This is a genomic window from uncultured Methanobrevibacter sp., from assembly GCF_902784195.1.
GTDB lineage: Archaea > Methanobacteriota > Methanobacteria > Methanobacteriales > Methanobacteriaceae > Methanobrevibacter.
Genome location: NZ_CACZTX010000006.1, coordinates 103,719 through 115,993, shown reverse-complemented (window position 1 = coordinate 115,993; position 12,275 = coordinate 103,719). Strand labels below are relative to the sequence as shown.

11 protein-coding genes are annotated in these 12,275 nt (G+C 33.8%); 5 read left to right on the top strand and 6 right to left on the bottom strand.

Features of this window, described 5'->3' with window-relative positions:
* Positions 1-32: 32 nt before the first annotated feature.
* On the top strand, positions 33-1,391 hold the full coding sequence (gene truD, locus QZU90_RS05390) for a tRNA pseudouridine(13) synthase TruD (protein ID WP_296855964.1): 1,359 nt from the start codon (positions 33-35) through the stop codon (positions 1,389-1,391).
* 31 nt (positions 1,392-1,422) lie between these two features.
* On the opposite strand, the gene QZU90_RS05385 is transcribed toward truD, so the two are convergent.
* The 3 genes from QZU90_RS05385 to QZU90_RS05375 are packed head-to-tail and all read right to left on the bottom strand — an operon-like array spanning position 1,423 to position 4,137.
* Positions 1,423-2,004: a TMEM175 family protein gene (locus QZU90_RS05385; RefSeq protein ID WP_295607323.1), complete on the bottom strand. Its 582-nt coding sequence runs from the start codon at positions 2,002-2,004 to the stop codon at positions 1,423-1,425.
* 58 nt (positions 2,005-2,062) lie between these two features.
* On the bottom strand, positions 2,063-3,265 hold the full coding sequence (locus tag QZU90_RS05380; RefSeq protein ID WP_296855962.1) for a cytosine permease: 1,203 nt from the start codon (positions 3,263-3,265) through the stop codon (positions 2,063-2,065).
* Between the two features lie 26 nt (positions 3,266-3,291).
* Entirely contained in the window at positions 3,292-4,137 is an 846-nt protein-coding gene (locus tag QZU90_RS05375; protein WP_295607317.1) for a pyridoxamine kinase, read from the bottom strand.
* Between the two features lie 261 nt (positions 4,138-4,398).
* Here QZU90_RS05375 and QZU90_RS05370 point away from each other — a divergent pair, with 261 nt between their 5' ends.
* Positions 4,399-4,788, top strand: a complete 390-nt coding sequence (locus QZU90_RS05370; RefSeq protein ID WP_295607314.1) for a DUF126 domain-containing protein — start codon at positions 4,399-4,401, stop codon at positions 4,786-4,788.
* A gap of 102 nt (positions 4,789-4,890) precedes the next feature.
* Positions 4,891-6,129, top strand: coding sequence for an amidohydrolase family protein (locus QZU90_RS05365; RefSeq protein WP_296855960.1), 1,239 nt, complete (start codon positions 4,891-4,893; stop codon positions 6,127-6,129).
* A gap of 89 nt (positions 6,130-6,218) precedes the next feature.
* On the opposite strand, the gene QZU90_RS05360 is transcribed toward QZU90_RS05365, so the two are convergent.
* Positions 6,219-6,470 (bottom strand): hypothetical protein, encoded by a 252-nt coding sequence (locus QZU90_RS05360; RefSeq protein WP_295607311.1) that lies wholly within the window; start codon positions 6,468-6,470, stop codon positions 6,219-6,221.
* A 227-nt stretch (positions 6,471-6,697) separates the two neighbouring features.
* Between QZU90_RS05360 and QZU90_RS05355 the strand changes: the two genes are divergently transcribed.
* Both QZU90_RS05355 and QZU90_RS05350 read left to right on the top strand, forming a co-directional pair.
* The gene (locus QZU90_RS05355; protein ID WP_295607308.1) at positions 6,698-6,910 is read left to right on the top strand and encodes a heavy-metal-associated domain-containing protein; all 213 of its coding nucleotides are present in this window, start codon (positions 6,698-6,700) and stop codon (positions 6,908-6,910) included.
* 128 nt (positions 6,911-7,038) lie between these two features.
* Positions 7,039-9,519: a heavy metal translocating P-type ATPase gene (locus tag QZU90_RS05350; RefSeq protein WP_296855957.1), complete on the top strand. Its 2,481-nt coding sequence runs from the start codon at positions 7,039-7,041 to the stop codon at positions 9,517-9,519.
* 93 nt (positions 9,520-9,612) lie between these two features.
* Here QZU90_RS05350 and QZU90_RS05345 read toward each other — a convergent pair whose 3' ends face one another.
* A complete protein-coding gene (locus QZU90_RS05345; RefSeq protein WP_295607305.1) occupies positions 9,613-10,452 on the bottom strand; it encodes a hypothetical protein in 840 nt (279 codons plus the stop codon).
* Between the two features lie 64 nt (positions 10,453-10,516).
* A complete protein-coding gene (locus QZU90_RS05340) occupies positions 10,517-11,995 on the bottom strand; it encodes a TrkH family potassium uptake protein (RefSeq protein ID WP_296855955.1) in 1,479 nt (492 codons plus the stop codon).
* Between the last annotated feature and the right edge of the window lie 280 nt (positions 11,996-12,275).

Below are 12,275 nucleotides of genomic sequence, written 5' to 3'. Positions count from 1 at the left end.
AGATTTATTATTTTTATTTTCGAGGAATGGCTATGCTAAATGCAAATACTTATGTAACAAAGGAAGAAGGTATCGGTGGAACAATAAGAAACAGATGGGAAGACTTTTATGTAGAGGAAATCCCTGAAGTTATTCCAGATGGAGAAGGTCCAAACATTTACATTTGGATTGAGAAATTGGGAAGAACAACTCTTGATGTTTTGCTTGATATTGCAAGAGACCTTCATATAGACAGAAAAAGAATGGGTTTTGCAGGAATGAAGGACAAGAAAGCCATTACTCGCCAATGGATCTGCATAGCTAATATGGATTCTGAAGAGCAGTTCAATCAAGTCAAGGCATTGGAAGGAACCATTCATAACACTGAATTCCTAAAGGTTGTTAGAGGAAGGAAAAAGCTAAGAATGGGCCAATTAAAAGGCAATAAATTTAGAATCCTTGTTAAGGATATCGATGGTATGGACTCAGAAGATGCGGAAGAAAGAAGATTGGCTATTGAAGATGCAGCTTTAAGAGCGGATGCCATTTTAAAGACTCTTGAGAAAACAGGCGTTCCTAATTACTTCGGGTGGCAAAGATTCGGAAAGCCAAGAACCAACACTCATTTGGTTGGGGAAGCTCTCATTCAAAATGACTTAAAGGAAGCTGTAAGAAGATATATCGGTAATCCTTCTCCAGAAGAAGGTGAAGAAGCAAGAGCAGCTCGTCAAGCATACGATGATGGTGAATGGGATAAGTCCTTGGAATTGATGCATCCTGGAATGCGTTATGAAAAGATGATGCTTAAAGTATTGATCAAGGAAGAGAAAAGAGCCATTAGAAAAATTGCTGAAAAAAAGGGTATAGAACCTGAAGAAGTAGACAAAACTCAAGTGGAATTATCAGATAAGGCTTATAAGAATGCCATTCATGCACTTCCAAAGCCGCTTCAAAGAATGTTTGTTCATGCTTACCAATCATTTTTATTCAATGCCGCAGTAAGTGAAAGGGTTGCTATGGGAATGGACAAATACATTGAAGGAGATATAGTAATCGATAAGGGGGAACGTATCGTAAGGGATAAGACCAATGAAGAGTTTCAGGAAATGGTATCCTCATTTGAAATAAACCAGACCTGTCCATTGTATGGTACAAAAGTTCCATTTGCAGGTGGAGAAGTGGGCAAGATGGAAGAGGCTATTTTAGACAGTTATGGATTGACTAAAGCTGATTTTGAAGTTCCTAAAATGCCTCGTTTAGGAAGTCATGGTTTAAGAAGAGCTATGAGATTTCAGGTATGGGATGCAAGTGCTAAAGCTGTGGAAGATGGTGTAATGTGCGAGTTTTCCATTGACAAGGGTTCCTATGCAACTGCAGTATTAAGGGAAGTCATGAAAAAGGATGTTTATTAATCATATTTAAAAATATTATTTTAAATATCATTTAAGCTCTTAAAGAAGAGATAATAGACCTGCCTACTGTTATTAGACAACATATGCTAATTGCAATTGGGTAACCTAATAAAGCTAAAATAAATCCAAATGCAAATATCACTAAAGGTGTATGCAATGCTTCTTGGATACTGAATGCTTCTTTTATATTATCCTTGTTCTCGTCGTTGATTTTTAGCAATGATTTTGACATTATAAATAAAATAATATCTACAATAATAAAGTCTAATCCATATAATGCTTGTGGAATGAATGAATTTGGATTATTAGCTACAAAGATTGTTAAATATGGAACCAAAGAGAATACAAGCATTAGCAATATATTCAACCATATTATCTTACTATTGATCTTTTCAACGTGATTATAGATTAAATGATGGTATTGCCAAAGGTTAGCACATACTAAAAAACTTAGCAAATATGCAAAATAAGAGGTCTTTAAGGCCCAAAGTGATGCAAGGGTTGGGGCTGCTGGTTGAGGCAATTCTAAAACTAGCACAGTTACAATAATTGCAATGATTGCATCATAAAATGCTTCGAGCCTACCTGTTTCCATAAAATTTTCTATAGCCATAATTATTATTTTTTATCAAAGTATATTTATACATTTCCAATACACTTTCATGCTTCAATTAAATTGCTTGAGACTTATCTTTTACTAAAACTCCAATATAAGCAAGTACAGCAGATACAATTATGGCAAGCAATGTTGGACCTAATGGAATTGAATCAAGTCCCACAGTCAATTGATACACGATAAAACCTGCAAACCATGCAAACATATTCCAGTACCAAGTCCTTGCGTTTCCAGTCTCTTCTTTTGAAATGAAGAATGAAACCAAAAGCACTGCAGCCATAGGTGCGAACACTGATGCGATAAGATATAAAAATCCAATGTAATGGTCCATGATTCCTGAAATGGCAAGTACACAACTTAATATGCTCACTACAACTCCAGCTATTCTTGGATTTATCTTATTGACGATAGCTTTTGCAGATTCTCCTGCTGAATTTGCTGCTACAAAGTTGGATGTTACAGTTGAAAGCACTAGGATAATCACTCCTGTAGCTCCAAGACCTGCCATAAGTATTGATTGTGCAATGCTTGTTGTTCCTATTCCAACAATTTGCATACCTAAAATGTACATCCAAAGGCTTGCTATAGTGTATGCAACTGCAGAAATCATAGTTCCATTTATCGGATTTTCAACATCCTTAGTATAGTCTGAAATTACAGGGAGCCATGAGATTGGCATAGCTATAGATATTTCAAAAATGTTCCAAAAGCTCAGTGCTGTGGATTTTGCACTTGTGATTGATGCAATAGGCAATGCATTTGAAATGTCTCCTCCCAATAGCTTAAAGGATAGGATTGCCAGCAATATTGTAAGCACCACCATCATTACAGTGGTTACTTTTGATAAACGGTAAAGTCCAACATAAACCCATATTGCAATGATTAGAGAGAGGATTATGCATGTTAGAGTGAAGGATATAGGTAAATTCAAACCCATCATTGCCGCTGCACCTTGAGCATTCAGCACAGCTACCCATGCTATAAGCTGCATCACATTCAATGAGGAAAAGAATTTGGATCCAAAACTTCCAAAAGTGGATTTGATTGTCTCCATTGCATTCACTCGTAGACGTGCACCGACTAAGCCGGTAAAAAATAGCAATATCCCACCTATAATGTGTCCAAGCACCAATGGAAGCCAAATGGAATCAATTGGAGATGAAGAAGCAAGTTGTATCCCTGCTTCTATTTCTGAAACAGAGACTGCAACCCCAAACCAGATAACTCCATTTGAAAAAAGGCCAGTACGATTTTCCATAGTATTCCACTTTAAAATTAGTTAATTTAAATTGTTTTTAATAGATCATACAGTTCTGGAATTGCTTGTTCAAATTTAACTCCATAGGTATGAGTCTTATCCCCAATTGTTTTTTCAATTGCCTTTTTAGTAAATTCTCCAGCCACTTTTGCTGCAGATGAAGGGGATTTTCCTAACATTACAGATCCTACAAATGATGAAGCAAAGACATCGCCTGTACCATGAGAAACATAATTTACCTTGTCATTATACACCATATCAATGGTATTTTCCTGTTTGTCTAAAACAATCATTCCCATTTCATCATTATCATTTTCGTATCCTTTTAGGATAACATATCTTTTAGTGAATTGTGCTAGTTCTTTAGCCATTTCAAGCATTTCCTCTTTTGAAAATGTTTCTTTCCAAGGTTTGTGAAGTATATAACAAGCTTCAGTTGTGTTAGGGAGAATGTAATCTCCTAATTTACAAAGCTCTCCCATTGCATCTGCGAATTTCTGGTCAAATCCATTGTAGAATTCTCCATGGTCTGCCATAGCAGGGTCAACGAAGACCAGTCCATTGTCATTTAATCTTGAGTCTATAATGTCTTTAATGTAATCCAATTGTTCTTGTGATGCAATAAAACCAGTATAAATTGCATCAAAGGATATTCCTTCCTTTTCCCAATGTTTTCTAATTTCAGGAAGGTCTTCAGTCAAGTCTCTCACAGTGAAGTCTGTGAAACCTGAAGTGTGTGTAGATAGAACAGCAGAAGGAAGAACTGCAGTTTCTATTCCAAAAGCAGAAATTACAGGAAGTGCAACAGTTATTGAGCACTGCCCATAGCATGAAATATCTTGAATAGTTAAAATTTTTGTTGTTTTACTCATTTTTTCAAACCTCATCTCATTTTAATAATTACAGTTAATTAGTATTTTATTTTTAGTATATAATAATTTTCGTAATTAACTTAGTTAATTCTCAAATAATAATTTATAACAATTGTTATATACATTAGAGTATATAAATATTTGTTATAGGGTACAAAAAGATACAATACCTGAATTTTAAAAATTTTTATAATAGAATTAATAAACTAATTATGATTAATGTTAATTTTTAAATAATTATTTATTTTCATATGTGATTTTATGATTGAATGCAGAAATATTTCTAAAGGAAAAGCAGAAGGGGAATTAATTGTATCTAGTGAGGCTATCAGTTTTTTAGGTGGAGTTGACCCTGAAACTGGTGTAGTCATTGACCCAAATCATGAACTCAAAGGAGAATCCATTAAGGATAAAGTCCTTTTCATTCCAGGAGGGAAAGGCTCTACTGTAGGGTCTTATGTTATATTTCAGATGATGAAAAACAACACAGCGCCTAAAGCAATTATTTGCCTAAAAGCTGAACCGATTATAGCAACTGGTGCAATCATGTCTGACATTCCAATGGTTGATTCTCCATCAAGCATTAAAGAATTGGTAAATGGACAAATGGTTGAAGTAGACAGTGATAACGGTAAAATAACTTTATTATAATTATTTTAATTTATTTAATTTTTATTTAATTTATTTTGCACGGATAATTAGTTGGATTATTTTTATTTGATTATTTTATATTGATTTATTAGAGATGAAAAAATGTCTTCTATTTATATTAAAAATGTAAACATCATCAATCCTTTTAGTGAGGAACCTCTTGAAGAGCGTCATGTTTTAATCGAAAATGGCAGAATTAAGTCATTGCATACAGAGGAATCTTCCCTTTACAAAGACCATATTGTTATAGATGGTGAAGATAACTACCTCTTGCCAGGTTTTATAGACTCACATGCTCATATCATGGCAAATGGATTTCATAAAGAGGATATAATGAAGGATCCTCTTTCATATTACTTTTACAATGCAGTTTCCAATATGAAGGCAACAATTGATGCAGGAGTAACCACTGTACGTGACACAGGACTTGCAGACATTGGAGTAAAAATGGCGCAGGAAAGGAAGATTTTTCCAGCTCCAAGATTGAATATTTCAATAAAGCCTTTAGCCATTACAGGAGGGCATTTTGACCATTATCTAAATTCAGGATTTGATATGGAAATTGCATATCCTGGTTTTCCAGTAGGAACCTGTGATGGAGTGGAAGGTGTTTTAAGAAAAACCCGTGAAGTCATAAGGGCACGTGCAGATTTCATTAAAATCATGGCAAGCGGAGGCATTCTGTCCCCATACACTTCTCCAGACATTGCACAATTCAATAAGAAAGAGCTTAAAGCAATTGTTGATGAGGCAGAAAATCATAACTTGAAAGTGGTGGCTCATTGTCACAGTTTGGAAGGAATTGAAAGATGTGCAAAGGCAGGGGTGAAATCCATTGAACATGGTACTTTCATTGATAAGAAGATTTCACAGCTACTTGCCAAAAAGAGAATGTATCTAACTCCAACATTGGTTGTACACCACACATTAATTAAAGAAGGTTTCCCAGTTTGGGATAATTTTGCAGATGACAAGGTCAAAAAACTTAAAGAAGTTGTTAAAATACAAAAGGAAAACATAGCTACCGCTTATGAAGAGGGAGTGAGTTTCCTAATGGGTTCTGACTGTGGTGTAATAGACCATGGAAGAAACCTCGGTGAGTTGAAATACCTTGTTGATGTAGGATTAAGTCCACTTGAAGCTATTCAAGCAGGAACAATTGAAGGTGCAAGATTCTTCAATCAGGAAAATGACTTAGGTTCCATTGAAGTAGGTAAAATAGCGGATATGATTATTGTAAAAGAGAATCCAATTGATAAAATTGAGTCTTTAGAAAATAATGATAATATTTTGACTGTAATTCAAGATGGAGAAATCCTAAAGCATAATCCTATTTTTTAAGCAGCTTAAAAAGAGTTTTTTAAATAGGGATGAAGTTAAAATCAGAAAAATAACTTATTTTTTTAAAAAAATAAGAGATAATAAAATTATTATCTCTTAAAAATTCCTTTAATTTTGTCCAAGATACCAGTAGTAGTAAGAACAGTCACACCGATAGCGTAAATGTCTTTAGCTCTTGCTTTATCTACTCCTAGTTTCTCAGCAATCAAGTTAACTATCACGTCTTCCGCTCCACCACCTGCGGTGAAGTTTTGTGCAAAAATATCGCTAACGATATTTCCTTGGTCTTCTGTCAAGTTAGCTTGCTTCATAAGTTCTTGAATAAGATCTGCGTTAGGCATGATAAAATATATGTAATTATTTATATTTAATACCATACTATTTTTTTAATATGATGGTATTTTTCTATTTTTATGAATTGTTTTCAATTTATTTATAAATTCTTGAATATTGTTTAAAATACTATTTATAAGATATTTAGGCATACCAAAACTTTATATTATGTTTCGATATATATAATTATATAAAACAATAATAGATTATATATTAAGAATTTAAAGGTGAAAATATGGCAATCGATAAAAAAGAAGTAAAAGTCGTCGGAATGCACTGTCCTTCATGTGCAAAAGCAGTTGAACTTTGCATGATGGATTTGGATGGTGTAGAATCTGCTGTTGTAGATTTAGATGCTAATAAAGTAGAAGTCGAATATGACAATGAAAAAGTATCCGATGTGGACTTAGCAGGTGCTGTTAAGGAAGCAGGATTTGATGTAGAATAATTAAAATGGTTTTTTAAACTATTTTTTTTATTTTCATTAATTTTTCTGTTCATATTCAGATAATTTATTTATAATTTTATTTATTTCAAAAACTAATTTTTTTCAGATGATTAATTGGGAGGAATAATATGGCTCAAAAAGAATTGGATATTCCAGTGGATGGCATGCACTGCTCATCCTGCTCATTGCTTGTAGAAAAATCACTTGGCAAGCTTGAGGAAGTGGATTCCATCAATGTGGATTTGAATACAAACAAGGCACATATTGTCTTGAATGATAAGATTTCTCCTGATATAATCGATAAGACCGTTGAATCAGTGGGATTTACAGTTCCAAAAGATGAAGTTGTAATTCAAATTGATGGCATGCATTGTGCATCCTGTGTAAACAATGTTGAAAGATTCCTTCCACGTGTTGATGGTGTTGTAGAGGCAAATGCTAATTTGTCCAATCAAAAAGTCACCATAAAGTATTATAGGGATATGCTTAATCTCAAGGAGATTCAAAAGACCATTGAAATGTTGGGATTTGAATATCTTGGCCTTGATGGTGAACTTGATGTGATGGATGAAGAGGAAAGATACCAAAAGGATCTAAAAGGCAAATTATATAGGATCATCGTAGGTCTTGTATTTGCAGCAATCTTAATGGCTATAATGCACTTCCATATAATGCTTCCTCCACTCACTATGGGTCAACTTTCATTGATTATAGCTATTTTCCCATTTTGTTATGTAAGCTATCCAATTTTAAAGGCAGGATGGAATTCCCTTAAGCATAAAAACTTGGATATGGATGTAATGTATTCAATGGGTATTCTCGTAGCATTTGTATCAAGTGTATTGGGTACTTTTGGCATTGTTCTCGATTCAAGTTTCATGCTTTATGAATCTGCAGTGATGTTACCTTCCTTCTTGACAATAGGTCGTTATCTTGAAGCAAGGGCTAAAAGAAAAACCTCCTCTTCAATCAAAGAGCTTATTGGTTTACAACCAAAAACAGCTACTTTATTAACTGTTGATGCAGAAGGAAATCCAGTTGAAAAGGAGATAGATATTGAAGATATCAATATCGGTGACATCTTGCTTGTTAAGCCTGGTGAAAAGATTCCAGCAGACTCCATTGTAGTTGATGGTGAAAGCTATGTAGATGAGGCTATGATTACAGGTGAGCCTGTTCCTAAGCTTAAAAAGGCAGGAATTGATGTTTTTTCAGGAACAATCAATCAGGATGGGGTATTGAAGATTGAAGCGCAAAAGATTGGTTCAGAAACAGTTTTATCTCAAATCATTCAGCTTGTGGAAAAGGCACAAGGGTCTAAACCTCCTGTGCAAAGGCTTGCAAATAAGATAGTGGCTTGGTTCATACCAGTTATCTTAACAATAGCTATCATTGTATTCCTATTATGGTACTTTGTTGCATGTTCTGGCTTGCTGTTTGCGCTCACATGTCTCATATCCGTGCTTGTTGTTGCATGTCCATGTTCATTGGGTCTTGCTACTCCAACTGCAGTTACTGTAGGTGTTGGAAGGGCAGCTGAATATGGAATACTCATTAAAAACGGGGAAACCTTGGAAAGCTCTAAGGATGTTGATGTATGTGTATTTGATAAGACAGGTACAATCACTGAGGGAAAACCTGAAGTTGCTGACATTGAAAGCTTTGACATAGATGAGGGCAAATTCCTTCAAATATTGTCAAGTGTTGAAAACAATTCAAGCCATCCAATTGCAAAATCCATATTAAACAGATTCAAAGCAGACAATATTAAATTGGCAAATGAAGGAAAAGAAGACCTTCAATTATTGGATGTGGAAGACTTTGAAAATGTCACAGGTAAAGGTTTAAAGGCAAATGTATCAATTGACGGTGCCAATTCTTCAGTACTTGCAGGAAACCTTAAGCTTATGGAATCAGAAGGTGTGGAAGTTAGTGAAGAGGTCTTAAATAAGTTCAATGATTTTGTTTCAGATGCTAAAACAACCATTGTAATGGCAGTGGATGGTGAAGTCAAGGGAATAATCACTTTAATGGATAAGATTAAAGGCAGTTCCAAATCAGCCATTGATCACTTGCATAAGATGGGCATTGAAACATATATGCTTACAGGAGACAATGAAAAAACCGCTTCCACTGTGGCGAATGCAGTTGGAATTGACAATATAATGGCAAATGTGCTCCCTAATGATAAGCTCGATAAGGTTCGCCAACTTCAAAAGGAAGGAAAAAGAGTCTTGTTTGTTGGAGATGGAATCAATGATGCTCCTGCATTATCTCAAGCGGATGTTGGTGTAGCTATGGGCAATGGTACAGACATTGCTATGGAAAGCGGTGACATTGTCATTATGGAAGGGGATCTTGAAAATGTGGTGGCTTCAATACAGTTCTCTAAAAAGGTCATGACAAGAATCAAGGAAAACCTATTCTGGGCATTTGCATATAATATGATACTTGTTCCTGTAGCTGCAGGTATACTTTATCCTATTTGGGGCATAGTTTTCCGTCCAGAATGGGCAGGTCTAGCTATGGCATTAAGTTCAGTTACAGTAATTAGTTTGTCACTATTGCTTAAACGCTATGTGCCACCAATTAAAAAACAAGTTGCTTAGTTATTTCATTGTTTAATTAATCGAACTTTTAATTAAATGGATGGAATTTTATTTTCTATTTTTTAATCTTATTTTTATTATTCTTATTTTTTATTAATCATCTTTTTTTAAATCATCAGCATTTTCATCGTTATTGTTTTTGATTAGCTCTTCCAATTCTTCAAATCTCTTATTGAAGTGTCTTGAGAGAAGTGCTGTGGTTAATGTTGCAGTACCTACTCCTGATAGGATATATCCTCCCCAAACAAGGAATAGGCTATTCAATTTACCTATAGGGGTGTCTCCTAATACAGCATAACCATTACTTGTGAATGCATTTGAAACCATTACCAATGAGTCTAATAAATTTTTTCCTTCTGCAAAGGAGGTAAAAATAAAACTTACAAATACAAGTCCAAATAACAATAAGATACTTATTCCCAATCCATTTGATTCAGTGAAATGAATGAATTTGCCATAATAGACTTTAATTACATAAGCCAATCCTATAAAGTGGACAGCTAATAATATCACTAATAATATTGCAGGGTCATCAAGGGTAGAGTGTAGCAATGAAGATAGGGGGATTAAGAATATCATGATTATTTTTTCTGTTAGGGTATCTTTTTTAATTGCCAAACAGCATATCAATGATACAAGGACATCATAGAAAATAAAATGCCTGTAAAAGTCATCTGATGACCAAAACACTAAGGAATAAAGGATATCTACAAAACAAAGTGTTATGATGATGAGATAAAAGACTTGTTTCAATGTTTGAGTCTCTTCTTTAGGCAAATATTCTGTTGAGTTCAATAATCTCTTATGCCTATTTCTCTTGAGATATTTGAGTATATATGAACTCACTAAATAAAGTCCAAAGAAAAATGCAATTCCTAAAATTATGTATATTATTTGTATAGCCATGTATACGAGTTGTGTTTCACTAACCATTAATTTTCCCCACTTAACTTCTCAATACTAATAATTATGATTTTATGAGTAATTAACTTATGTATTATCTTAAGTTAATTATTCTTCTGAACTTTCTTTTAGCTAATTTTAAGCTTTGGTCAAATGTTCTGAATCCTAATTGTATTGTAAGTAAAATAGGGATGATTTCCAATCTTCCTATCCACATTAGGAATATTAGCATTATTTTTGGGAGTGTAGCTAAGCTTCCATTTATCATGCCTGTGCTTAATCCAACGTTACCTATTGTAGATGTCACATCAAACAATGAATTGATTGGATCATTTGTATAGAAAGTCATAATTATCCATGATACAATCAAAAACATCAGATAAACGGCTATGTAGGAAGAAGCTTCCTTTATTTCCCTTTCATTAAATGTTTTGTTTGCTATTTTTGTATTTACAACCCTTTTAGGAGCGATTACGTTTGTTACAGTGAGGTTTATGCCTCTTAAGAATGTAATTACCCTAATTGTCTTTACAGCACCTACAGTTGATCCAGAGGAACCTCCCATCACCATCAATAGCATAATGATAATCAATGAGGCAGGTGCCCAGGATGCCAATTCGCTGGAACTTGCGATATTCGCACCGGTTGTTGTCACTGCTGAGACTATATGGAATATTACGTTCATTGGAGCCATATGGGTTATTGCAGCAATCAGTATTCCGCTGATAATTATGCTTAGAATAATGGCTTGGAATTGTATATCCTTTATTATTGATTTTCCTTTTGTCTTAACCAGATTGTAATGGACTGTAAAGCTTGTAGCCCCAAGCATCATTAAAACCATTGTAATCAGATAGACAATGTTGTTGTTATAGAATCCTACATTTGCATTCTTTATTGACATTCCTCCAGTGGAAATGGTTGTAAATGTAAGATTTATAGAGTCAAAGAGAGGAAGTCCTGCCAAAAGATATAGGATGATACCGAATAAAGTGTAAATAAGATATATTTGTATTGTTTTGTTAAGGGTATTCTTAATGTTTGGCCTAATCCTATCGTCTCTTGCTTCTGATTTGTATAGCTTGAATGCAGAGGTTCCAGGTTTAATAAGGAGGTTAATGAAAATGATTACCACTCCTAATCCTCCAATCCATTGCTCAAGACTTCTTAAAAATAGGATGGACATTGGCAGTGATTCAACGTCACTGAACATGGTCAATCCACTTCCGGTCCATGCGGAAATGTTTTCAAAAAAGGCATCTATAAATGATATGTCTAATATCAGCATCATTATGATAGCGCCTACAAATCCTGCCCATAGCCAAGCGACACTTGATATGAACATGCTGTGCTTGAATTTAAGTTTATCATACTGCTTAAACATTTCAACAAATAAAAAACCTAATCCAATTGATATTGCTGGTGGAATCAATCCAATAAAGTATCTATTTTCAAGGTAGCAAAGGTCTATTAATATGGGAACCAGCAATATTACCCCTATCCCTATCATAATGTATCCAAGATAATGCAAGATGATTTTTATATCTTGCCTTGATAAGTAATTTATCCTCATGATGTCCACCTTTTTATTTATGGCTTTGGATTAGATTTTTAAAATGAAATTATTCATAAATTATTTTTTTAGTTAACTTATAAACTAAACGAAGTTAATAATTATCGTTTTCATTTTAGAAATAATTATTATTTTTAAAAATATATTGAATAATGTTAATAATTATATTAAATCATTATTTAAATTTTTTATTATTTATCTATTTGCCAATGTTTTTAGTTAATGTACATTTTTATACAACAAAGATTTAAATAGTACATTATACATAATAAAGTATACA

Excerpts from the sequence above, each read along its gene's own strand:
- truD (WP_296855964.1), top strand. The coding sequence starts at position 33 with ATGCTAAATGCAAATACTTATGTAACAAAGGAAGAAGGTATCGGTGGA.
- QZU90_RS05385 (WP_295607323.1), bottom strand. The coding sequence starts at position 2,004 with ATGGCTATAGAAAATTTTATGGAAACAGGTAGGCTCGAAGCATTTTAT.
- QZU90_RS05370 (WP_295607314.1), top strand. The coding sequence starts at position 4,399 with ATGATTGAATGCAGAAATATTTCTAAAGGAAAAGCAGAAGGGGAATTA.
- QZU90_RS05380 (WP_296855962.1), bottom strand. The coding sequence starts at position 3,265 with ATGGAAAATCGTACTGGCCTTTTTTCAAATGGAGTTATCTGGTTTGGG.
- QZU90_RS05360 (WP_295607311.1), bottom strand. The coding sequence starts at position 6,470 with ATGCCTAACGCAGATCTTATTCAAGAACTTATGAAGCAAGCTAACTTG.
- QZU90_RS05375 (WP_295607317.1), bottom strand. The coding sequence starts at position 4,137 with ATGAGTAAAACAACAAAAATTTTAACTATTCAAGATATTTCATGCTAT.
- QZU90_RS05355 (WP_295607308.1), top strand. The coding sequence starts at position 6,698 with ATGGCAATCGATAAAAAAGAAGTAAAAGTCGTCGGAATGCACTGTCCT.
- QZU90_RS05345 (WP_295607305.1), bottom strand. The coding sequence starts at position 10,452 with ATGGTTAGTGAAACACAACTCGTATACATGGCTATACAAATAATATAC.
- QZU90_RS05340 (WP_296855955.1), bottom strand. The coding sequence starts at position 11,995 with ATGAGGATAAATTACTTATCAAGGCAAGATATAAAAATCATCTTGCAT.
- QZU90_RS05365 (WP_296855960.1), top strand. The coding sequence starts at position 4,891 with ATGTCTTCTATTTATATTAAAAATGTAAACATCATCAATCCTTTTAGT.
- QZU90_RS05350 (WP_296855957.1), top strand. The coding sequence starts at position 7,039 with ATGGCTCAAAAAGAATTGGATATTCCAGTGGATGGCATGCACTGCTCA.